Here is a 22,538-nt window from a genome sequence, read left to right as displayed (position 1 = left end):
TGCTGCAATTAATTTCGATTCTTTTTATACGCTAAAGGAGTCATATTCATAGACTTGCGGAATTTTTCAATAAAGTAACTGCTGCTGTTGAATCCTACTTTAAAGGCAACTTCTGTTACATTCGAGTCTCTCTCTTGAAGCAGGGGGAGACTTTTTTGTATGCGATAATGAATCAAATAGTTAATGGGTGTCGTCTTTAAGATTTTTTTAAAGTATCTGCAGCATTCTGAATTGCTCAGTCTGCCGGCTTTGGCAATATCCCCAAGAGTGATTTTTTCTGCGAAATGCTGATGGATCCAATTCAGCATTTCCTTCATCCGCATATGCTTTTCAACTTCAGCCTGGCTGAATTCCAATTGGAAGCCGTTCCTGATTAACTGCTGCCAGATAAATGTCAGCAGACTGGTTATGTTAATCTCATAAAATGGAGAAATCTCATTAATCAATTTCTTAATTTCCATGATGCTGTCTAATATGTTTTTCCCCCATTCCTCTCTGGGGTTCAGGGATATGTAAGAAAGGTTTGTTGCTGATATGTATGGATAAATATAGCTGCTGAATAATTCCTGCGGAAGCAGGAAATGAGGGGAGACATTTAAACAAATATAGACGCAATCTCCGCTAACATCCTCGGCGGAATGAAGACACCCGCTATTGATGAAAATGCCGTCTCCTTCTTTTACCGCCAATTTTTCTTCATTGATATGGACCATAGCTTCACCTTTTACAGTAAGGATAAATTGAATCTCCTCATGCCAGTGTAAAGGGATTTTGCCTTGGATATTATCTCCAATCTTCGTTTCGTAGCAGGCTACCGGCAACACCACCGTCCTGTGTCTCGTCAGTTCTTTCAGGCTTTTATCCACTTTAAAATCTTTAATCTGCAAAAAAGACACCTCAATATCGTTATATTTTTTTATTATATTTAGCTATATTTATCACAGGATTTGGATTATTATAACACTATTATTATATTTAAGGGTGGAATTTAACATGAATGGACGTTCAAGGAGCACGGGTTTATTGCTTGTTATTTTTGGAGCTTCATTTTGGGGTGTTGGCGGAACAGTTGCTCAAAAGCTTTTTCAGGAATTTGGAATCTCTGTTGATTGGCTAGTAACTGCCCGGCTTCTGACAGCGGGCATTCTTCTGTTAGCCGTACAATTTTTAATGAAAGACCGCTCACAGGTATTTGGAGTCTGGAAGAATAAAAGGGCGGCCATCATGCTCTTAATTTTTGGCCTCGCAGGAATGCTGGCTGTGCAGTATACCTATATGGCTTCTATTCATCATGGCAATGCGGCTGTTGCCACATTGCTTCAATATCTGGCACCGGCTATGATTATTATTTACCTGGTTCTGCGGAAACAATCGGTATTTTCGAGACAGGATTTTGTAACGGTTTCCCTTGCCCTGGCAGGATGCTTCTTTCTATTGACTAACAGTTCCGTTTCTCAGCTGTCCGTACCGGCACCTGCTATTGTGTGGGGTGTTCTATCTGGTGTGGCACTCGCGTTTTATACTTTGTATGCCATCCCGCTGCTGAAGGAATATGATTCCCTTGTCGTGGTTGGATGGGCGATGGTCATTGGCGGATCTGCATTGAGTTTAATCCATCCTCCATGGCAAATGGATTTCGGCAGGTTAACGGCTGAAGCTGGACTGTACTTGTTTTTTGTCATTATATTTGGAACGATGCTCGCATTCTGGTTTTATATTGAAAGTCTCCAAACCCTTTCTCCAACGGAAACCAGTCTTCTAAGCAGCCTGGAGCCCCTCGCGGCAGTATTTACTACCGTTATGTGGCTGAATGAACCATTCGGCATGTTCCAATGGGCGGGTACTGCCTGTATCTTTGGCATGATTCTGCTGCTGGCTTTGAATAAACAGAAACCAGCAAAGAACAGTGGTTGTGCTGAAAACGAAGAACCGCTAAAAGTGAGTTGAGAACCAGTCCCTTTAGAAGGAGGCTGGTTTTTTCTTCCTTCTGTTGGGGTAAAAGCTGAGATTGGACATCAAAACGATTTCGCTTATGCTCACACTAAGCATTATATTTTGCTAAATTTATTTCGGTTGTTAAAATAAAATCAATTCTTCATGAAGGAGATTATAAAATGACTAATATACAAATACCTGTTTCTGTTTTGAACCTTGCCCCGATACGAGAAGGGAAGGACAGCAGGCAGGCGATCGAGGATCTTGCCGATCTGGCTCAGGCAACAGAGGAGATGGGCTACAAACGCTATTGGATAGCGGAGCATCATAATACGCCAACACTGGTCAGTTCTGCCACTGCAATTTTAATAAAACATGTATTGGAACATACAAAAACCATTCGCGTTGGCTCTGGCGGAATTATGCTGCCGAACCATGCACCATTAGTTGTTGCTGAGCAATTCGGAACGATGGCGACCATTTATCCGGATCGTGTCGACCTTGGTCTCGGAAGGGCGCCTGGAACGGATATGATGACGGCTAATGCGCTTCGCCGCTCGAAAAATGATTCTGTTTATACATTCCCGGACGATGTTAAGCAGCTGCTGGCATACTTTGGTCCATTAGAGGAGCAAAGCTATGTAAAAGCACATCCGGGAGTGGAAACTAATATTCCGATTTATATTCTTGGCTCTTCGACAGATTCTGCCTATTTGGCTGCTGAGCTGGGGCTTCCTTATGTATTTGCCTCACACTTTGCTCCAAGATGGATGGAGGATGCCATCCGGATCTACCGTGCCAACTTTAAGCCTTCGAAGTACCTCGAAAAACCATATATGATGGTATGCTTAAATGTCATTGCAGCGGAAACCGATGAGGAAGCCGAATTCTTATCAACCACAATGAAGCAGTTCTTCTTGAATGTTGTCAGAGGGACTTCCATGAAATTGAGCCCGCCAGTCAAGGATCTGGATTCGATCTGGAACCCAATGGAGAAGGAAGCGGCAGAGGGAATGTCAAGCGTGACCTTTATGGGGAGCAAAGAAACAGTCAGGGGGCAGCTGGAGCAGTTCCAGGATATGTACAATGTCGACGAAATCATGGCGGTTTCTTATATCTATGATGAAGAAAAACAAAAACGTTCATATGAAATATTTAAAGAAATTACAGACGGCAAATGAGCGGGGAAATTATTCCCCGCTTTTTTTTATTTAAAATTTGTTAAAGTCTTAAACGTCAATAACGGTCTAGCGGAAGCAGCCTGCCCCCTCAAGGTAACAAGTAAATCCTTGCTTTTTGGGAGTGCGAAAGGCGATTCCGCTTTTTGTATTTCTCGGGAAAGCGCAGGATTAGACTTTTCTTGCGCTGAAAGGTCGGAAAATGACTCTTTGTGGCGGAATTGATACGCTTACCTGAAAAAAATAAAAGACTGCATCGGGAACTCTATAAAAATTTCTTTAAATATGGTATTTGAATGGATGTTTGTATGTAAGAAGTGGAAGCCTAATCACAGCAGAAACATGATTTTAGCTTATTTAAAGGGTGAATAAAATGTGGAAAGCCATCGTTTCCCATCTGCCTGATTTGGAAATTTTCTTGCAGAGTTTTGCAGTGATCATTATACCGTTAGGGATTTTTAGGTTTTTTCACAAAATCGGACCCTCAAAGGAGGGTTCCTGAAAAATGAAAATGTCCCAAATAAACAAAAAACCTTTAAAAACCAATACCATGAAACATGTAAATCGGAATGAGGATGAAGGCCCTTATGAACTAACCGGTGAAATTCAAAGGGATATTCAACTATTTAAAAAGGAAATCGGACATAATTCGGACGTTCATTTTAGGGAGTTTAATATTGGGCTAACGAGTATACGGGCAGTACTAATCTATGTTGAGGGCCTTTCGGATAAAGAACTGATTGATAAACATATCATGAAGTCGTTAATGCAGGATTTTACAGGTGCAAAGGGTTATGGAAGACACGAGGCAGAATACAAATTTACAGTCGATTTTATAAAAAATCATATTCTGTCCCTTGGTGAAATCTATACTGCCTCCATGATAAAAGATACGGTGCCGAAAATTTTAAAGGGATCAGCTGTACTGCTCCTCGACGGAGCCTCTGAAATGCTTATATTGGGTATTGCAAATGGGAAAACAAGGAATATTGAAGAGCCTGTTTCCGAGCAGGCTGTCAGAGGACCACGTGAGGGCTTCACAGAAAATATCAGCGATAATACAGCTCTCTTAAGGAGAAACGGCGGAACAGAAAAACTGATATTTTCTAAGTTTATAGTCGGAAAGCGCTCTAAAAAAGACCTTATTGTAGCTTATATTGAAGATATTGCTAATCCTGCAATAGTTGAGGATGTTATGTCCAGAATTCAGAAAATTGACATCGATAATGTGATGGAATCTGGATATGTTGAACAGCTTATCGAGGATAATTATATGAGTCCTTTTCCACAAGCGCAGAATACTGAGCGTCCAGATAGAGTAAATGCTGCTTTAATGGAAGGGCGGGTGGCCATTCTCCTGGATGGCACTCCTTTTGCACTCCTTGTTCCAGTAACATTCAGCATGATGGTGCAAGCATCTGAGGATTATTATGAACGTTGGTATTCAGGCTCGCTTATTCGATTATTGCGTTTTCTTGCAATCTTTATTTCACTTTTTGGTCCAGCGCTCTACATCTCATTTGTTTCGTTCCATCAGGGCTTGATCCCGACGAAATTAGCGATGTCCATTATTGGCACCAGGGACGGGGTACCTTTTCCTTCTATAATAGAAGCTCTGATTATGGAAGTGGCAATTGAAATACTCCGTGAGGCGGGTTTGAGGCTGCCTAAGCCAATTGGACCGGCAATCGGGATTGTCGGAGCTTTAATTATTGGTGAGGCAGCAGTTTCAGCTGGAATAGTCAGTCCAATTATGGTCATAGTTGTTGCGGTTACAGCCATTTCATCTTTTGCTATTCCTGAATATAGCTTGGGGATTTCTCTGCGTTATCTTCGTTTTGCCTGCATGTTTTTTGCTGCTGTTTTTGGATTATATGGAGTTATTTTATTTTTCCTTTTTCTCAGCAGTCATTTAGTCAAGCTTAAAAGCTTTGGCGTACCCTATATTAGCCTGGCAGTCCCATACCGTCTGAGTGACTGGAAAGACTTTATAGTACGGTTCCCTTTAAAGGTCTTGAAACAAAGACCAAGTATGATGCACCCGAAAGATCCCACCCGGAAAGGATAGACTATTTCACAGGAGGTTATCCGCTTGAAAATTGGTTCAAAGGAAAAGCTTTCAAGTCCTCAAGCAGCTGTCATCCTGGTTAATTATATTCTAGCTGCAGGCATACTTACTTTACCGCGATCCTCTGCAGAAAAATTGGAGTCGCCTGATGTTTGGATAACAGTAATTCTTGGTGGTCTATTTGCAATGGGGGCAGGGGTAATAATCGTAAAGCTTAGCCAAAGGTATCCCGGCAGGACTATTTATAAATACAGTCAGGAAATTGCAGGCAAATGGGCAGGCAGTTTCATCGGCTTGATTATTATTATTTATTTCTTTAGCCTTGCTGCCTATGAAATAAGGGTACTTTCAGAAGTAACAAGTCTATTTTTGCTTGAAGGCACCCCTATTTGGGCGATCATTATGCCTTTTATGTGGATAGGCCTTTATCTGATCGGCGGCGGTATTGATCCAATTGCCCGTTTATTTGAATTGATTCTTCCAATTACCGTAATCATCTTTCTGATTGTCATAAGCATGAGTATTGGAATCTTTGAACTTGATAATCTCCGTCCGGTACTGGGCTCGGGAATTACTCCTATAATAAAAGGGGTGAGTACAACCGTTGTCGCTTTTTTAGGAATAGAGATTATGCTTATTATTGTGGCTGTTATGGATAAGCCTGCCCAGGCAGTGAAAGTAGTTTTGATTGGCACAGGAACTTCGATGTGCTTTTATTTGATCACGGTGGTGATGGTTATAGGAGGGCTGTCTGTGGATGGCGTTTTAACGAAAACCTGGCCCACAATTGATTTGATCAGGAGCTTTGAAATTCAAGGGCTCATTTTTGAAAGATTCGAGTCTTTATTGCTGACAATTTGGATTATGCAAATCTTTACTACCTTTACAATCACCTTTTATGCGGCTTCGCTGGGCCTTTCTCAAATTTTTAAAAAGAAGATCGGCCCATTTCAGTTTGGCTTGCTGCCTGTTATCTATCTGATAGGCATGATTCCTGCAAATATGAATGAAGTGTTTGCAATGGGGGACATGATCGGATTTTCAGCATTATTCTTATTTGGTGTTCTGCCCCTGGCATTGCTAATCATTTCAAAAATAAAGGGTGCTAAAGCATGAAACTGACTCAGAATGTCCTAATTATTATACTGGCGGTTATATCTTTATCCGGCTGCTGGAGCAGCAAAGAAATCGAGGAACTTGGACTGATAATAGGAACGGCAATTGATTTGGAAACAGAAGGGGAAGCAGATGATTGGGAAAGCGGAATTGCCAACGGGAATATCTTCAGACTAACGAATCAGCTTATTACGGCAGAGACAGCCAATAATGCAACCAATGGCGGGCAATCACAGGTAAGAGCTTATAAAAATATTACGGAAACAGGAGATGCGGTTCTCCCTGCGCTGAGAAATATGATTCTGCGGATTGACAAGCGTGCTTTTGGTGAACATGCCAAAGTAGTCGTTATAGGGGAGGAACTTGCCCGCGGCTACAATCTTAAACAGGTTTTGGATTTTTTTCGCAGAGAACAGGAGATGCGACCAAGCACGCTAATTGTTATTGCCAAAGGCAGTGCAAGTAAAACTCTGGAATCTGCCGAACCAACTGTAATTCCTGCAATCCAGCTTGTCGAAATGATACAAGGTATGGAACGGACTACGAAAATCCTGACTCCCACGCCAATCGCTAAAATAGAAGGGCAGCTGAATTCAGGAAATAGCTTTTTAATACAGACAGTTGCGACTGATAATAACGATAGAAAACTTACAGGTGCTGCAATGATTGACGGTAATACGAAAACCCTCCGCGCATTCTTAAATGATACGGAAACTGAAGGAGTAACCTGGATAAAAGGAGAAGGGAAAGGCGGGCTAGTAAGGAGCTCTGATGAAGAAGCAAGTCAGCCAATTGTATATGAGAGTTTGTCGATGAAAAGTAAAATAAAACCTTCTGTAAAAGGAGATTCGATTTCTTTCACGGTTAAAATTGAAACTGAAGGGCGTATAGGGGAGCATTGGGATATCGGTGGAAAAGCATTTGACAGCAAATACATGAAAAGGGCGGAAAAAGCTACAGAAAAAGAAATTGAGCGTTTGGTGAAAAGTGTACTGGAGAAAACGCAGGGGGAGTATAAAATGGATGTGCTGGGATTTGGAAGTAGCCTTCAAATCAGCTATCCTCAGGTATGGAATAAGGTTAAAAATAATTGGGATGAAACCTTTAGCGAAATACCGGTTGATTTCAGCATTAACGTCTCAATAAAAGAAATGGGTACATCCGGCTAATTAAGGGAGGCTGCCATTTTAGTGCAGCTGCCCTTTTATGGTTCAATATATTCTTCTTTATAGAGGGCAGGATTGGCTGCAGTATTCAAACTCTGTGCAGACGCCCACAATTTCGCCAGGAATCGCGGCATTATCTGCTGTGAAGGAAGAGTGCCATATCTCGAAAAGTAAACAAACAGTTTTAAATAAGTTCTTGCATTATGGGGGAGGTGAATTTCCCTTGCGTATTAATCATTTTCCGTGATGGTCGCGAAAGACGGGTTTCAAAGCCTGAAATAAACCTTGTACTCTTACCGTTATATTCATTTTGAATATAATGGATTTTTTTAATAATCGTGGGATCATCCGAGCCATCATAATTGGCCAGTCTGGCCTGCCGAAATGCGGGAACAGAAGACAGGTTTTCTGATATACCCAAAGCGTGGGCATATGCTTTATCATGTCCTTCATATAGAGGCTTGATATTTACATTCTCCATGTATCCACTAGCGGAAATTCCTCATTTCTCAAATAGGGCGGCCTGAATATTTGTCTTGAAAGCTTAAGCTCATCGAGTGAATCACAAACTAATGAAGTGAAAAAATACCACTGCCCATTGTCATCATAATCCTGTCCATCTTTTTCAATCTGGAAATCAGTAAAGCGGTCTTCACGGTCGAAAGTAAAATCTAAGTGCTCTTTTTCTGCTTGCCTGAATCCATATGGAATCTGAATCGGCACACAAACCTCTGAGAAGTATTGATTTTTCATGCAATCCACACCTTACATTCTTTTTTTAAATTTTCCCTGCTATCGAAAATACCCTGCAGAATTCTTAGTCATGCCAAAAAGTAAGGATAAATTCCTTTAGTTATATAAAAATAATAAAAACCAATGGAAAGGACACCGAGAATGAAAAAATGCATTTTTCTAGTCATCAGTCTTTCATTAATCTGGCAATTTAATTGGACATCTGTACACGCCGAAAACAATCCCCGCAATATTTATGAGGTAAAGCAGGGGGATACCCTGACAATGATTGCAAAAAAATATGGATCAACAGCAGGGGACTTAAAGCAATATAACGGCTTGCAGTCAGACAGACTTTTAATAGGACAAAAGCTCCGTGTTCCAATCATGTACAAAGTGGCACGCGGGGATACACTCTGGAAGCTGGCGGGAAAATTCGATTCCGCCGTGCCGATTATTAAAGAAGCTAATGGGCTATCTGCCGACGGCTTGAATGCAGGGCAAAAATTAAAAATTTTTCCTAAGAAATTAGCCATGGATGGAAAGTTCGTCCTCATGACGAGAGAGGAATTCCGGGATTGGATTTTCAATCAGAAATTTACGAGAAAAGTGGCCAAAGTTCAGCAGCATCATACCTATCAGCCATCTTACAAACAGTTCAATGGCTCAAATCATTTTGCTTTAATGAAGGGTATGGAGGAGTATCATGTAACCGGGATGAAGTGGAGTATGATCAGCCAGCAGCTGACCACTTTCCCGGATGGAAAGGTGGCTGTGGGAAGGCCGTTCGATATAGCGCCGGAAGGATCATTCGGACTGCAGAATAAAGAAGCTATGCACAAGATCGAAGCGGATGCGATAGCGATTGAAAATCTCGGGAATTTTGATGATAATCATATGACTGCTGAACAAAAAGAAACGATCGTGACAGTCACAGCTCTCCTGATGCTGAAATATGGCCTTGCGCCATCCATTGACAGCATCACCTATCATCATTGGTGGGATATTAACTCCGGAGAACGGGTGCTGGATAGCAGTCATGGACATGCAGTGAAAACGTGTCCCGGCACTGAATTTTTTGGCGGTAATTCTACTGCAAGCGCTAAGAATAATTTATATCCACTAGTTCGGAAAAAAATGCAGGAAATCAGAGGAACATTGCACTAATGAGAAAAACCCGCAGATGGTGCGGGTTTTTCTCATCGTTTTTTCTTTTTCTTTTTATCATCTTCTGCTGCAAGCTTTGCTTTATTTACACTTTCGAGCTCTACTTGCACATGAATTTTACTTTCCGCGACTGCCGTTACGCTGGTCACTTTGCCTTTGCGTCCTTTAATTTTAACCTCTTCCCCTTGATTTGGGACACTTTTGCGAAGCTGATTTAATAAAACATTTCTCCCATCAAGATAATACACCGTAAACATTCTCATCACACCTTTTTTCTATGGAATGTGGTACAAGTTATTGCACCTTTCCTATAAAATATAGGCTTAGTGATAAAAATAGACCGATTATATTTATTTTTTCAAATAATAGTTGCGAACGTATGTTCTTTGTTGTAAAATTAAATTTGTAATAAATGTTAAGAAAAATGAAAAAATTAGGGGAGCTGATTAGAATGACAGTTAAAGTAATTCCTTATTTAGTGATGGACGGAAATGCGAATGAAGCGATTGAATTTTACAGAGAAGCGCTAGAAGCGGAAGTTCTGTATAAGCAAACATTTGAGGAAGGGCCGGAAAACCCTGAATACCCACTTCCTGATGAAGCAAAGAACCGCATTATGCATGCAACGGTAAAGGTTGGGGAGAATGAAATCATGTTTAGTGATACATTCCCTGGCCAGAATCATCAAATAGGCAATCAGGTGACCATTTGCCTCTCTACATCAGATTCTCAAAAATCGAAGAAATTCTTTGAAGCTCTGCAGCAGGGCGGGCAAGTGACGATGCCTCTTCAGGAAACATTTTTCAGCCCTTCATATGGCAGCGTTATCGACAAATTCGGAGTGAATTTTCAAATTTATACTGAAGGCGAGCATTGATTCGGCAAAAATAGAAGCCACTCCATATAATAGGAGTTAGAAAATGAGCATCGTTAATTATCTTGGCTGTAATGTTCTACTGCCAGTCAGTGATTCTGAGAGTGATGATGAGATCATAATAGGTGATTTCTTCTCAGATGAAGAAATGAGGGCAGAGGTACATAAACATCTGTCAGCAAAATATATCTACGAGGTATCCTCTATTCAACACGGCAGCATTTGGTTTAATAAATACTACAAAAAAGACTATCCAAAAGGGCATGAAGAAGGGCAGCAAATTTTCAAATTGCTATGTGCTTTTTTAGATCAGCACCTTGCATCAGGGGATTATTGTGAACTGTATACCTGCTGGGTTGGTGACGAATCGGAAGAACCTGAATACAAGGACTGTATTAACCTTCATGAATTTGATATCGATAAGATTGAAGTATTTGAAAAATCATTGCTTGTTATCAACAAATAAATGTCTGTTTGAGCCATTCCTTTATGGAGGAGGAATAGGCTCTTTTTTGTGGAATTGTTTAATTTTAGCATACTCAAGTTCATGATAGAATTATTTATCAAGTGAGAGAGGGAACTTTTATGATAATAAAATCAAAAGAACACATAGTTAATAATCTGAACTACATTATTAGATCTGCTGTCGAGGAAGATGCAAAGGAACTTTCTAAAGTAAGGGTGCAGATTGATGGCGAAACGGAGAATATGGACCGGGAAGCAGGCGAAGCATTTATAGATGAAACAGGTTTTAAAGAGTTAATTAATAAAGATTCCATGAGTAGCCGGAATATATTCCTGGTTGCTGAAGTGAATGGAAAAATTGCCGGCTTCTCCAGATGTGAAGGCAGCGAACTGAAAAGAAGCGGTCATAAAGTTGAATTTGGTGTATGTGTTCTCAAGGAATTCTGGGGCTTTGCTATTGGAAAAAACCTATTAGCACAGTCTATTCAATGGGCGGACTCTAATCATATTAAGAAGATTACTTTAAATGTTCTTGAAACAAACGAGAAAGCGATAAAGCTGTATGAGCAAAATGGCTTTGAAATAGAAGGAATATTAAAAATGGATAAGCAGCTGTCTGATGGCAACTATTACAGCACCATCGCAATGGGAAGGATTAATGATAATACTCTAAGATGAATAATTTTCCTCTAAAGAAAGAAAAGAACATGAAGGAGCTAAAGCATAAAACACGGAGGAGCCGGCACGAAGCACTTTGGCTCGACGTTTCCTTGGATATCAAATCCCAGTTTACTTACTTGGACCCCGGCACTGCTTCCTGTCATTTCCGCAACTCCGTACCCCTTATTTTTGAATTGAATATAATTTAACATACGTCAGCTAAGGAGTATGTTATGGACAATCAACTAAAAGAGATCGTCGGAGCCACTTTAGCTGCGATCGGAACGATCATTTCAGCTGTCTCAACCATACCCGTAAAGTCGAAAAAAATGGAAAAACTTTTTGATGGGCTTGATATCGTGGGAAACAGCCTCCAAGGAACAGGTAACGCTCTTCAGGCGGATGGGCAAAGCGGGCCATCACTTGAAAAGGTCGGTAATGAGATACAGGCAATCGGAAATAGTATAGTCATTGCCGGATTAACTTTGGATTTAAAGGAAGACAATGAGGATAAATTAGTAATCGCAGGGAATTGGCTTCAGGCTCTTGGCGGCGCCGCAGCACTTGGAGATGAATTTGAAGATCCCACTGCAGCCGGACAGCTTTTTAATATTTATGGAAACTTGCTTCAATCAATTGGCAACTCCCTTCAGGCATATGGAGGCACGATAAATCTCAGGGAAAAAGAGCGGGGAGATTCGGGAGAAAGCGCAAATAACATTATAGCCGTTGGAAGCTGGATTCAGGCAGTCGGCTCTGTTTTATCAGTAATCGGCCAGCTTCAGGAGGAAAATCAGGAGATTTCTTCTGATAGCAGTGAAGAAAACAATGAACCTGACTCAAAAACTTCTGTGTGGCTAAATGAAGAACTTCTTTAGAGAGGGGTAATCATGTATCTAGAAGGAGATGAGCTATTAACAATCGGAGCTTATTTTTTGGTTGCGGGCACATTTATTTCTGCGATTGGTGAAACCATGAAGCCAGATGAAAACAATTTGAACAAAAAATTAATCCGGGACGGTAACGGAGTCCAGGCGGTTGGCAATAGCCTGCAGGGATTTGGAAGGATAAGTGCAGCTGAAGGAAATGAAGAAGCTGCAAATCTATATGGAATTATCGGGAGCTTTACCCAGGCAAGCGGCAATTCCATCAACACTGCCGCAAACAATATCGAAATACAAAATCCATTAGTTTCTGTGGCAGGCTTTAATTCACTGGGCAGTACCATTCAATCGATGGGGGCAGCTTTGGAAGCTGCGGGAGTTGCAAACTCGGAAAATAATATACTCAGCAATCTCGAGACTCTGGGCTACTCATTAATTTCCGTATCGGCCATCCTCGACGCTATAGGAATTCTTATAGAAGATGAAGAGAGTATCCAAAAAAGACTGCTTCTGGCTGCAGGAGGATGGCTGGAATTCATTGGTGCCTCTCTTGGCGCCTATGTAATAATCAAGGCAGCTGAGGAAACAGCATGATTTTACATTAATAGAGAAAATAAACGTTTATCATGATGATATCAGTTGATATATGTCGAATATCAATATGCTAGCAGTCGCTATCTTTGTGCGAATGTGTCAATTTCCGGTGATTATACAAAAAAACCTGGAATAACACTACTCCAGGCAAGCTTACAGTTTTATCATACCCCTTCAAACAATACGGCAGCACCGACGCCGCCTCCGCTTCCAATGGCAGCTAATACATATTTGGAAGGAGGTCTTCTTTGGACTTCATAAAATAATTTTGTAATCATCACAGCTCCTGAAGCTCCATAAGGGTGGCCGATTGTTAGAGCACCTCCTTTAACATTCAGTATTTCATAAGGAATGGAAAGCTCATTGGCGCATGCTGCTATTTTTGATGCAAATGCTTCATTAATTTCGATTAAATCAATATCGTCAATTGTTAAATAATTTCTTTCAAGGATAGCTTGTATGGCTGGGACAGGCGCAGATCCCGGAAAGTTGGGATGTACACCTGCTACTGCACTATCGGCAAAACGCAGAATGGGCCTGTAGCCGTTTTTTATTGCTGTTTCTTCCTCCATCACCAGCACAGCAGCTGCCCCATCATGGATTCCGCAGCTGTTAGCTGCTGTTACAGTGCCATCCTTTTTAAATATAGGCTTTGCACGTTTAAGAAGAGTTTCCATTTTTCTTTTTCTAAAAAACTCTTCATCATGCAGATGTCTTCCAATTGGGATCATTTCTTCGGCCAGCAGTCCCTTTTCGAAAGCTTCCCAGCTCCGTTCATAGCTCAATTGTGCATATGTATCCTGACTTTCCCTTGATATGTTGTATTTCTCGGCTACATTTTCCGCTGCCGCACCCATATCGGGGTCTCCTATTTTTTCCGGGGAGAAGCGGGCCCTTTTGGAAAAGGGCGAGGTGCTGGCACTTTCGGTACCGCCCGCTATATAACAAGTCCCGGCACCTCCCTGGATGTAATAGCATGCCAATCGAATGGCTTCAAGACCCGCACTGCATTGCCTGTCCAGGGTTAAGCCCGGAACAGACAAAGGGAGTCCTGCTTCTAATGCTGACAAGCGGGCTACATTCCCGCCAGGTCCTACGACATTGCCCAAAATAACATCATCAATTTTATCTTCCATTCCTTCAGCAAGATAATTCAGAAGCGGGGCAGCAAGTTCATGGGGCTCATAGTCCTTAAGCATCCCATTTACTTTTCCAATAGGTGTTCTTTTTGCCTGCACAATCACTGCTTTCTTAATGGCTAATCACCTTTCTTTCGAAAGATTCCTTCAGCTGGGCACGGGCAATTTTTCCGCCGGCTGTGTAGGGCATTTCTTCAGTGAAAATCCATCTGCGGGGAACCTTATATGAGGCTAAATGTTTTTTACATAGGCGCTTTAACTCAAGGGCATCTGTTTTGCCTTTGATGACTGCAGCTGCAATTTGCCCCCAATATTGATCTTCCAGTCCTATCACAGCAACCTCCTCGACATCCGGGTGCAGACTGATCACTTTCTCAATTTCTTCAGGAAAGATATTAATAGCTCCATATAATATCATGTTCTTTTCACGTCCGCTGATGTATAAATATCCTTTATCATCAACATAGCCCATATCATCAACGGTGGCCCATCCATCCTGATCCTGTATGGAATGGATTGTTTCATTTGAAAGGTATCCATCGAAAATAAGTTCGCTTCTGACAAATATTTTGCCAATTTCATAAGGAGCGAGTTTCCTGCCGTCTGTTCCTCTAATTTCGATTTCAACACCATGGCAGGGCTTTCCGACTGATCCTGCTATATCCTCATCCGCAAGAAATGTTACATAGCTCAATTCACTGGCTCCATAAAATTCGATCATGGAGAGCTGGGGGAATATTTTGCTGATTTCCAGCTTCGAAGTTTCATCCCATTTCGCACCTGAGGAAAAGATTTTTATAGGCTTCTCTATGATTCTTTTTTCTCTTAAAATAGCTGAAACCATGGTCGGAACTGTATAAAGTGTGCTGATGGGCTGCTCCTCGATACATGAGAGAACCTGGGCTGCACTGAATTTCTCGAGGAGATGAACCGTTCCGCCCGTACAAAGCGTACTTACCGCGCCATACAAAAAATGAGAGTGGATAAGTGCCCCGGGAATCAGGACGTGATCCTTCTCATTCATCTTAAAATCGTGATGGTTCACCTTGAAGCTTGCTGCCCAGGATCTATGGGAGCGGATAAATGCTTTTGGGATGCCGGTCGTGCCTGAAGTAAATCCCATATAAAATGGGCGGTTCCTTTCTGAATCGATGTGAAACGAAGTGCTTTGACCGCAGATTTCCTCCATGGCATCCTCCCAGATATGCACGAAAGGGTGCAGGCTGGCAATCTGATCATAGTATTCTTTACCTGTGATCACGATAGAAGGGTTGGATATTTCAATCCGCTGCTTAAGTTCTTCGGCTTTCCATTTTAAGTCGAAAGGTACAGCTGTCCATCCAGCCATGGAGGCACCTGTGAATAATTGCAGAAAAGGAATTCCATTTGGCAGCAGGATTGCTGCAGTTTTATTGGTTACAGATAAAGAGTGAAGCCAGTTAGCAGTTTTGCAGAGATAAGAGCTCCATTCTTTATAGCTTAAAGTTTGGCTTTTCGAGATGATTGCTGCTTTATTTGGAGATTCTTCGGCGAGTTTTTTAATATTTGCTGTAATATTCGTCAACGGGTTGTCCTCTCCTTATGGAAAAGGAGACACCTTATAGTGTCTCCAGAGATTTAGAAAATTGCTTATTTATAATCGGATGCTTAAGCAGCCGGAATACCAGGAAAGAAGCGAGCGTCGCTTTTAACACATCTCCCGGAATATAAACCAAGCTTAATTTAATCGCATCAGACAAAGGAATATTCATCATAAAGGCCTGTACCGGAATTCCCAAAAGATAGATGAGGAATATGCCGACAGTCAGGTTTATGAGCAGGATATTCTTTAATTTTAACGTTTTGAAGCGTGAGAGTAAATACCCGATAAAAAATGCTGTAAGTGGATAGGAAATCAAATACCCTGCACTAGGCCCGAAGAATACACCAATGCCGCCGCGGCCTCCTGATAATAATGGTGCACCTGCAGCAACCAGGAGTAAAAACACTGCCATGCTGATTCCGCCAAGTCTGGCGCCTAAAATACCGCCGGCCAAAAGGACACCGAGTGTCTGCAAGGTTATCGGAACGGGTGTAAAAGATAGCATGATTGGAGGAACAAGACCAAGTGCTCCCATTACTGCTGCAAATAAAGCCACATAAGTCATCTCTTTAACTTTCATAATACCTCTCCAATTCAAATTAATAGGTTAACTGGTTTCATTTTATGGTTAACACAAATGTTTGTCAACCTAAAAAAAACGAAGTTTACAATCATGAGGATACAAGTTGGTTTAATGCTGTAAGTTTACTAGTATATATGTACTGAGCAGATGCAGCCATTAAATATTCATGTTTATTTTTTCTAAAATAAATCAAACTAAGCGGGTATCAAAATATTTTATAGGGGGTATTTAACGTGTCCAAGAAAACCAATACACCATCTGAACAAGTTGACCAAAAGGCATTATTGGACAATAAAGTGCAAGATGCGAGAAAAAACAACTTCGAAGAGGACCACATACGCAGAGTTACATCAAATGGTGCACAAGGTCAATAATTAGAAGCCCAGTTACAGAAATAAAAACCCGTTCTTAAATGATCGGGTTTTTATTGTTGCTTAAGAGACTGGGGCTATGATATAAAGGACAAGATATTTTTTGACTATTCAGTTGACTATTCCAGAATATGATTTATGATAGGGGTAACCGAAACATTGTTTTACTTACAAAACAAACATGTGTGGAGGTTATACAATGCCATTTATTGAAGTGAATGATTTAACGATTCATTATGAAGTTGAAGGAAATGGTGAGCCGCTTGTTATTCTTCATGGGCTGGGAAACAATTCACAATCCTGGAAAAAGCAGCTGGAAGGGTTAAGTAAGGAATTTACTGTTATTGCCTGGGATGCGCCCGGCTATGGCAAGAGCTCTGATCCAAGGGAGGAATTTACACAGTTCAGCCAATTTGCTGATGTTTTAAAGGGCTTTATTGACGGTTTGCATTATAAAACTGTTAATCTTTTAGGCCATTCAATGGGTTCAGCCATTGCTCTTGATTTCTGCAGCCGTTATCCTGATATGGTGACCAGGCTGATCATAGCCGATGCCACTCGCGGTGCCGCGGGGCAGAGTCAAGAAGAAAACGAAAGAAAGCTGAAGAACCGCTTACATAATATTGACACATTGGATCCAAAGGAGTTGGCTCAATTAAGGGTAAAAGAACTTCTTGCGCCAAACCCGGATCCTGAAGTAAAGAAGGAAGCAGAACGCATCATGTCCCAGGTGAGGCCGATGGGCTATCGCTCTGTGGCCTTTTCACTTTCAAATTTAAATCAAATGGATATTTTGCCTTCCATTCCTGTTCCTGTCCTTGTTATTTGCGGGGCATTGGATAAGGTGACTCCTGTAAGCGAATCTGAAATTTTCCATCAGTATATCCCTAATTCAATTCTGAAAACCATTCCGAAAACAGGGCATTTATGCTATCAGGAGAATGCGGACTATTTTAATGCCCTTATTTTGAATTTCCTGCAGGGAGCATACAAAAAAGAAGAATTAGCTGAAAGGTAACCATAGAGAAATATTTCCTATTTCTCTCCTGGTTTTGTTAATATGTTAGTAAAAATGTAAACAGGGGGTGACTTGCATGGCAAAAGAGGAGAAAGAGCGGTATAATGCCAATGCTCTGGTACGGGGGCTGGAAATCTTAAAGCTCTTTAATGAGGAGCGTCCAACTCTGTCACTGGTTGAAATTGCAAAAGAATTGAATGTTAGCCGAACAGTCCCGTATCGATTATTGTATACTCTCCAATCGCTTGGTTATCTTGACCAGGACGAAAACTCAAAGAGATATAGTTTAACGCCCCAGGTATTAGAATTGGGCTTTTCCTACTTAAGTACGTTAAAACTTCCGGAAATTGCCCAGCCATATTTGGAAACATTAAGAGATGAAACAGGGGCTTCCTGCCATTTATCTATTCTGGATGGGAATGAAGTGGTGTATGTTGGCAGTGCTCCTGTCAGAGGGGTATCTGCTATTAATGTCAATATCGGACTGAGGCTTCCAGCTCATGCAACAGCAAATGGTAAATTGCTGCTTGCCTATCAGCCGCAGGAAAAGCTGAAACAGCTTTTTTATGGATCCGAATTAAAACCGTATACGGATCGGACAAAAACATCCCTGGCTGATTTTCAAAATGAAATTGAAATAATCAGGAGAAATGGATACTCCATTACAAAAGGAGAGCTTCACCATGGGATTCAATCAGTAGCGGCGCCCATATTTGATAAAACCGGCAGCATTATGGCGGCTATTAATGTTGTAGCAACAGAGACAACATTCCATGATGAGTTTATTGAACAAGTAGCGCTGCCTAAAGTGCTTGAGATTTCAAAAAAGTTATCAGGATATATGGGATATCATTTATAAGAATAGAAAGAGTGGTTAAAAGCTTGCAGCTGCTGCAAGCTTTTTTTGTTTAGTATATAAAACTTTTTTTAGTAAATGAAACAAATTATAATTTTTCATTGACTCAATTTTCGAAAAACTTTACACTATTGATAAGTGGTAAACATTGTTTTGTATGTAAAACATAATATGGCTGAAAGGAGGGAAAAAAATACCACCCAAAAAATATTTTCTTATGAAGTATAATATTTGAAAAGTAATTGAAAGCGATTACAAAAAATGAATATGTTTCTTGAAAGGGGATCACAAATGCTGAAAGGGAACAAAAGATGGCTCTATATTGCTGTGCCTATATTCTTTTTCTGGTTTTTTGGACAAATTGATAAACTGGGAATCTCGGTTATTCAAACGGATCCTGGCTTCCTGAGTGATCTGGGGCTTACAGGGGCAGACAAAAATGCCAAAATTGGCTTAATAACATTTATCTTTACTATCTCTTACGCCGTTTCAAATATATTCTGGGGCTTTGTTATTGATAAAGCAGGTCCGCGGAAAACGGCAGTATTCGGGCTGTTCATTTGGACTGCGACCATGATTGCAGGCGGTTTGGCAACTTCCTATGAGATGTTTTTAATCAGCAGGGTAATTCTTGGATTCGGTGAAGGGATGATGATTCCGGTCTGCGGAAAATTCATTTCAAATTGGTTTAACCAGCGGGAACTTGGCCGGGCACAATCTACCTGGCTCGCGGGCAATTATTTCGGACCTGCCTGTGGTGCTGTTATATTGACTTTAGTGCTTGCAACCTTTCATTGGGAAGCTGCGTTTTTCTTCCTCGCTGCTTTTAATCTGTTTTTTGTTATTCCAATGTTTTGGTTCCTTACTCGGGATACTCCTGAAGAACATTATGCAATTGATAAGGAAGAGCTTGCGTATATCCGCAAGTCTGATGGCACTGAAAAACCAAAGAAAAGCTTTGCACAGGACTACCGCTATTGGATCGTTTGGTTTGGCATGTTAATGTCATCGTTTTTGTTTTTCGGAATCAGCATTTGGCTGCCTACTTATCTCGTTGAGGCGAAAAGTTTCTCAAGAGAAGCAATGACGGGGATTACCTCATTATCCTGGCTGTTTGCTCTGGGCTTTGTCTTATCCTGCGGATTTTTGGCTGACAAAACAAGACGTCCAAGCTTGCTGGCCACGATTCTATTCAGTTTAACGGCAGTCTTCTTAACAGCAGCTATTTTTGCACCACATCCGGTTCTGGCTGGTATTTGTATGGGACTCGCAATGGGAACTCAAGGCGGGGTGTTCCATTTAAGCAATTTATTTATCGTAAAATTTTCAACCCCGGAAACAGCAGGGCGCGCTGCCGGTCTTATGGGATTCACTAATATTTTAGGCGGTTTTTCAAGCTATATCATGGGATGGATGAGAGACCTTGCAGGCGGGGACTTTGGCCCATCGATTGTTATGCTTATCATTGCAGCAAGCTTAGGCTTCATCGCTTATATATTTACAATCAAAAAAGAGGCAGCTGAACTTCGAATTGAGCAGATTCCTCCAAATAGAAAAGTAATCGTATGATAGTTTCATATTTGAAACAAGGTTTTAATAATTTAATTTTTCTCAATATTTTTAATTGACATATTAAATATTGGGATTTATTATTAATCTGTAAGTAAAACATTGTTTTGTATATAAAACATAATAAAGATTTAGGAGTGATATTATATGTCAGCTGAAAAATTTGATGTGCAAGCTTTCGAAAAAAAATATGTAGCAAGGCTGCAAGATCGATCACTGGACTGGAATGTTCTTAAATTTCAAGAAGAAATTGATCCAAAGTACAAGAGGGCGCAAATGAGATATATTGGCCGCGGCGCTACAGCGAATAATGATTCAAATGTAATCGCAGCGGAACATTTCACACTCAGCACGATGGTGCTTCCAGCTGGATGTGTTGGACCTCTTCATCTTCACGATGATGTGGAAGAAGTATTCTTTATTCTTAAAGGGAGTGTAAAGGCTCTTATCCAGGAAGTAGGCAAGGATGAAGTACATGAAATTCGTCTGAATGAGCGTGACTGCATCAGTTCTCCTCCGGGAGTGTACCGCGGCATTCATAATGATGGCGATGAAGAAGCATTAATGCTGGTTATGCTTGGAGCAGTAAAACCAAATCTTCCTACATATCCGAAAGGGAGTGCTCTTGAAGAGCTGCGCATTCAGCGTGCGAAAGAAAGAGAAGCTATCATCAACGGAAAATAATAGTTTCTGGCAAACTGGCACTCTAATGAATATAACCGGGATGGTCCGCTAAATTTAACTCTGCCGGGTCATCCCGGTTCCTTTAACAAAAAATGTTTCCTCGGCAGCCAATGATCGGAGGATTGTAAATCTATTATTTTGGAGGTGCATAGGATGTTAGGTATTACTCACTTGAGGCACATTAGTCTCATTACTCCAGTTCTTGAGGAGCAGGCTGAGTTTTACGAGAAGATTTGGGGACTTGATAAGGTATCCGAGGATGGGGATTCTGTCTATTTCAGGGGTGCTGGTTCAGAGAATCATATTTTAAATTTGAAGCGGGGAGAAAAAGCGGGGCTTCACCATATTGCATTTGGAATGGTTGATAAGAACGCCGTTGACAGGGCAGCGGAGATTCTGGCTTCCAAGGGTATCCCGGTTATTTCACCGCCGGGCTATTTAGATGAAGAAGGTAAAGGGTACGGACTTCGCTTTGCTGATCCGGAAAACCGCTGCATTGAACTTTCAGCATGGGTGGAAATGCACACGACTATCTGGAATAAGAAGAATGTGGATCCGGTGAAGCTGAATCATGTTGTCATGAATACGGCAGACCTGGATATGATTACAGATTTTTATACTAATATTTTAGGATTTAAGGTAACTGATTGGAGCGAACACCAAATGTCTTTCCTTCGCTGCAACAGGAAGCATCACTCACTTGCCTTCAATCAGGACCGGCATGCATCTGTCAATCATATTGCCTATGAGGTAGACACGGTGGATGAAGTCATGCGGGGGATTTCAAACGTCAGAAAAGCAGGTTATCAGGAGCTTTGGGGGCCTGGACGCCATGGACCGGGAAATAACATCTTCTGTTACTTTCAGGATCCTGCCAAATTTGTCATGGAATACACGTGTTATTTAGAAACCATTGAAGATGAGGAAGAATGGGTGGCTCGAGTATGGAAAAGGGTTCCACACCTGATGGATCAATGGGGAATAGCCGGACCTCCAAAACCTGAAGCACGTGCAGCCATGGGCGGAAAGCCTGATCCAGGTTGGGTTAACGTGAATGCATTAACCTAAAGCTATTTGAAAGGGGTATCGTTATGGACTTTGGTTTAAAAGGAAAAACAGCAGTCATAATGGGCGGGACTTCGGGAGTAGGCCTCAAAACAGCAGAAATGTTCCTTCAGGAAGGTGCAAAAGTTGCGGTATGCGGCAGAAATGCAGAGAGGAAGGATAAAGCATTTGACCATTTATTGCATTTCGGGCCACGGGAATCAATCTTTGCCGCCACTTGTGATGTAACAAATAAAGAGGATGTTAATCGTTTTGTCGATTCAGCAGCATCCCGGCTTGAAGGAATTGATATTTTAGTTAATGCCGCCGGACAAAGTGTTATGGGGTATTTCTTCGATATTACAGATGAGCAATGGCAGGAACAGATTCAGTTAAAATATTTTGCCATTATCCATGCGGTACGTGCTGTCCATCCATATTTAGTGAGGCGCGGAGGCGGAAGGATCATCAATATTAATGCGACGCTTGCAAAGGAACCTGAAAGACATATGGTTGCTACGGCCGCAACAAGGGCAGGTCTTTTAAACTTAAGTAAAACGCTTTCCCAAGAGCTTGCATCAGACAATATCCTGGTCAACTCCGTAAGTCTTGGATTAATCCGTACTGACCAGTGGGAACGCAGACGATTGAAAAATGCACCTGATATGGATGCCGAGGAATATTACAAAGATCTTGCAGTAAAGCGGGAGATTCCGCTGGGCAGGGTTGGAGAAGCAGAAGAAGTAGCCAGTGTCATTCTCTTTTTAGCCTCAAAGCAGGCAAGTTATGTTTCAGGATCAACCATTGAGACAGCTGGAGCGCTGGGGAAAGCGCTTTAATATTAAGCAAAGGC

The 22,538-nt window shown here is 41.4% G+C and carries 25 protein-coding genes; 18 read left to right on the top strand and 7 right to left on the bottom strand.

Annotated elements, in window-relative coordinates:
- Nucleotides 1–8 precede the first annotated feature (8 nt).
- Nucleotides 9–887, bottom strand: coding sequence for an AraC family transcriptional regulator (locus tag A361_RS14400; protein WP_009334259.1), 879 nt, complete (start codon nt 885–887; stop codon nt 9–11).
- A gap of 106 nt (nt 888–993) precedes the next feature.
- Between A361_RS14400 and A361_RS14395 the strand changes: the two genes are divergently transcribed.
- The 5 genes from A361_RS14395 to A361_RS14375 all read left to right on the top strand — a co-directional run bounded on the left by A361_RS14395 (nt 994) and on the right by A361_RS14375 (nt 7,466).
- Nucleotides 994–1,947 (top strand): EamA family transporter, encoded by a 954-nt coding sequence (locus tag A361_RS14395; RefSeq protein ID WP_009334260.1) that lies wholly within the window; start codon nt 994–996, stop codon nt 1,945–1,947.
- A gap of 167 nt (nt 1,948–2,114) precedes the next feature.
- The gene (locus A361_RS14390) at nt 2,115–3,116 is read left to right on the top strand and encodes an LLM class flavin-dependent oxidoreductase (protein WP_009334261.1); all 1,002 of its coding nucleotides are present in this window, start codon (nt 2,115–2,117) and stop codon (nt 3,114–3,116) included.
- Nucleotides 3,117–3,618: 502 nt separating this feature from the next.
- A complete protein-coding gene (locus A361_RS14385; protein WP_009334262.1) occupies nt 3,619–5,181 on the top strand; it encodes a spore germination protein in 1,563 nt (520 codons plus the stop codon).
- A 24-nt stretch (nt 5,182–5,205) separates the two neighbouring features.
- The gene (locus A361_RS14380; RefSeq protein WP_019381301.1) at nt 5,206–6,297 is read left to right on the top strand and encodes a spore germination protein; all 1,092 of its coding nucleotides are present in this window, start codon (nt 5,206–5,208) and stop codon (nt 6,295–6,297) included.
- The gene (locus A361_RS14375; RefSeq protein WP_019381302.1) at nt 6,294–7,466 is read left to right on the top strand and encodes a Ger(x)C family spore germination protein; all 1,173 of its coding nucleotides are present in this window, start codon (nt 6,294–6,296) and stop codon (nt 7,464–7,466) included. The genes A361_RS14380 and A361_RS14375 overlap by 4 nt, the downstream gene beginning before the upstream one ends.
- Before the next feature lie 181 nt (nt 7,467–7,647).
- On the opposite strand, the gene A361_RS14370 is transcribed toward A361_RS14375, so the two are convergent.
- Nucleotides 7,648–7,944 (bottom strand): hypothetical protein, encoded by a 297-nt coding sequence (locus A361_RS14370; RefSeq protein ID WP_019381303.1) that lies wholly within the window; start codon nt 7,942–7,944, stop codon nt 7,648–7,650.
- Nucleotides 7,932–8,216: a hypothetical protein gene (locus tag A361_RS14365; RefSeq protein WP_019381304.1), complete on the bottom strand. Its 285-nt coding sequence runs from the start codon at nt 8,214–8,216 to the stop codon at nt 7,932–7,934. Before A361_RS14365 ends, A361_RS14370 begins: the two co-directional genes overlap by 13 nt.
- 141 nt (nt 8,217–8,357) lie before the next feature.
- Between A361_RS14365 and A361_RS14360 the strand changes: the two genes are divergently transcribed.
- Nucleotides 8,358–9,362: a LysM peptidoglycan-binding domain-containing protein gene (locus tag A361_RS14360; RefSeq protein WP_082919379.1), complete on the top strand. Its 1,005-nt coding sequence runs from the start codon at nt 8,358–8,360 to the stop codon at nt 9,360–9,362.
- 32 nt (nt 9,363–9,394) lie between these two features.
- Here A361_RS14360 and A361_RS14355 read toward each other — a convergent pair whose 3' ends face one another.
- A complete protein-coding gene (locus A361_RS14355; protein ID WP_009334268.1) occupies nt 9,395–9,619 on the bottom strand; it encodes a hypothetical protein in 225 nt (74 codons plus the stop codon).
- Nucleotides 9,620–9,813: 194 nt separating this feature from the next.
- Here A361_RS14355 and A361_RS14350 point away from each other — a divergent pair, with 194 nt between their 5' ends.
- The 5 genes from A361_RS14350 (at nt 9,814) to A361_RS14330 (ending at nt 12,839) form a co-directional block, all read left to right on the top strand.
- A complete protein-coding gene (locus A361_RS14350) occupies nt 9,814–10,239 on the top strand; it encodes a VOC family protein (protein WP_019381306.1) in 426 nt (141 codons plus the stop codon).
- Nucleotides 10,240–10,282: 43 nt separating this feature from the next.
- On the top strand, nt 10,283–10,702 hold the full coding sequence (locus tag A361_RS14345; RefSeq protein WP_019381307.1) for a hypothetical protein: 420 nt from the start codon (nt 10,283–10,285) through the stop codon (nt 10,700–10,702).
- A gap of 119 nt (nt 10,703–10,821) precedes the next feature.
- Nucleotides 10,822–11,379: a GNAT family N-acetyltransferase gene (locus tag A361_RS14340; protein ID WP_019381308.1), complete on the top strand. Its 558-nt coding sequence runs from the start codon at nt 10,822–10,824 to the stop codon at nt 11,377–11,379.
- A gap of 215 nt (nt 11,380–11,594) precedes the next feature.
- On the top strand, nt 11,595–12,239 hold the full coding sequence (locus A361_RS14335; RefSeq protein ID WP_019381309.1) for a DUF6944 family repetitive protein: 645 nt from the start codon (nt 11,595–11,597) through the stop codon (nt 12,237–12,239).
- A 12-nt stretch (nt 12,240–12,251) separates the two neighbouring features.
- Nucleotides 12,252–12,839 (top strand): DUF6944 family repetitive protein, encoded by a 588-nt coding sequence (locus tag A361_RS14330; protein ID WP_009334272.1) that lies wholly within the window; start codon nt 12,252–12,254, stop codon nt 12,837–12,839.
- 164 nt (nt 12,840–13,003) lie between these two features.
- Here the strand turns inward: A361_RS14330 and A361_RS14325 are convergent, their stop codons facing one another.
- Genes A361_RS14325 through A361_RS14315 form a run of 3 tightly spaced genes read right to left on the bottom strand, consistent with a single transcriptional unit; the run spans nt 13,004 to nt 16,140 of the window.
- Nucleotides 13,004–14,095, bottom strand: a complete 1,092-nt coding sequence (locus tag A361_RS14325) for an acetyl-CoA C-acyltransferase (RefSeq protein WP_026041672.1) — start codon at nt 14,093–14,095, stop codon at nt 13,004–13,006.
- The gene (locus tag A361_RS14320) at nt 14,091–15,542 is read right to left on the bottom strand and encodes an AMP-binding protein (protein WP_019381311.1); all 1,452 of its coding nucleotides are present in this window, start codon (nt 15,540–15,542) and stop codon (nt 14,091–14,093) included. Before A361_RS14320 ends, A361_RS14325 begins: the two co-directional genes overlap by 5 nt.
- Before the next feature lie 34 nt (nt 15,543–15,576).
- On the bottom strand, nt 15,577–16,140 hold the full coding sequence (locus A361_RS14315) for a biotin transporter BioY (RefSeq protein WP_019381312.1): 564 nt from the start codon (nt 16,138–16,140) through the stop codon (nt 15,577–15,579).
- Between the two features lie 236 nt (nt 16,141–16,376).
- Here A361_RS14315 and A361_RS30515 point away from each other — a divergent pair, with 236 nt between their 5' ends.
- From A361_RS30515 to A361_RS14285, 7 genes are all read left to right on the top strand, one after another.
- The gene (locus tag A361_RS30515) at nt 16,377–16,517 is read left to right on the top strand and encodes a hypothetical protein (RefSeq protein ID WP_019381313.1); all 141 of its coding nucleotides are present in this window, start codon (nt 16,377–16,379) and stop codon (nt 16,515–16,517) included.
- 196 nt (nt 16,518–16,713) lie between these two features.
- Nucleotides 16,714–17,532 carry an alpha/beta fold hydrolase gene (locus A361_RS14310; RefSeq protein WP_009334276.1) on the top strand — a complete coding sequence of 273 codons (819 nt, stop codon included), beginning with the start codon at nt 16,714–16,716 and terminating at the stop codon, nt 17,530–17,532.
- 76 nt (nt 17,533–17,608) lie between these two features.
- Nucleotides 17,609–18,391 carry an IclR family transcriptional regulator gene (locus A361_RS14305; protein ID WP_009334277.1) on the top strand — a complete coding sequence of 261 codons (783 nt, stop codon included), beginning with the start codon at nt 17,609–17,611 and terminating at the stop codon, nt 18,389–18,391.
- A 288-nt stretch (nt 18,392–18,679) separates the two neighbouring features.
- Nucleotides 18,680–19,957: an MFS transporter gene (locus A361_RS14300; protein WP_019381314.1), complete on the top strand. Its 1,278-nt coding sequence runs from the start codon at nt 18,680–18,682 to the stop codon at nt 19,955–19,957.
- A gap of 147 nt (nt 19,958–20,104) precedes the next feature.
- Nucleotides 20,105–20,641 carry a cupin domain-containing protein gene (locus A361_RS14295; RefSeq protein ID WP_019381315.1) on the top strand — a complete coding sequence of 179 codons (537 nt, stop codon included), beginning with the start codon at nt 20,105–20,107 and terminating at the stop codon, nt 20,639–20,641.
- A 153-nt stretch (nt 20,642–20,794) separates the two neighbouring features.
- Complete coding sequence (locus A361_RS14290) at nt 20,795–21,709, top strand: VOC family protein (protein WP_019381316.1); 915 nt, start codon at nt 20,795–20,797, stop codon at nt 21,707–21,709.
- Nucleotides 21,710–21,732: 23 nt separating this feature from the next.
- Complete coding sequence (locus A361_RS14285) at nt 21,733–22,524, top strand: SDR family oxidoreductase (protein ID WP_019381317.1); 792 nt, start codon at nt 21,733–21,735, stop codon at nt 22,522–22,524.
- Nucleotides 22,525–22,538: the final 14 nt, after the last annotated feature.

It is taken from the genome of Cytobacillus oceanisediminis 2691, from assembly GCF_000294775.2.
GTDB classification, from domain to species: Bacteria; Bacillota; Bacilli; order Bacillales; family Cytobacillaceae; genus Cytobacillus; species Cytobacillus pseudoceanisediminis.
Note: the sequence above shows the minus strand (reverse complement) of the source record. Positions and strands in the feature narration are given on the sequence as shown.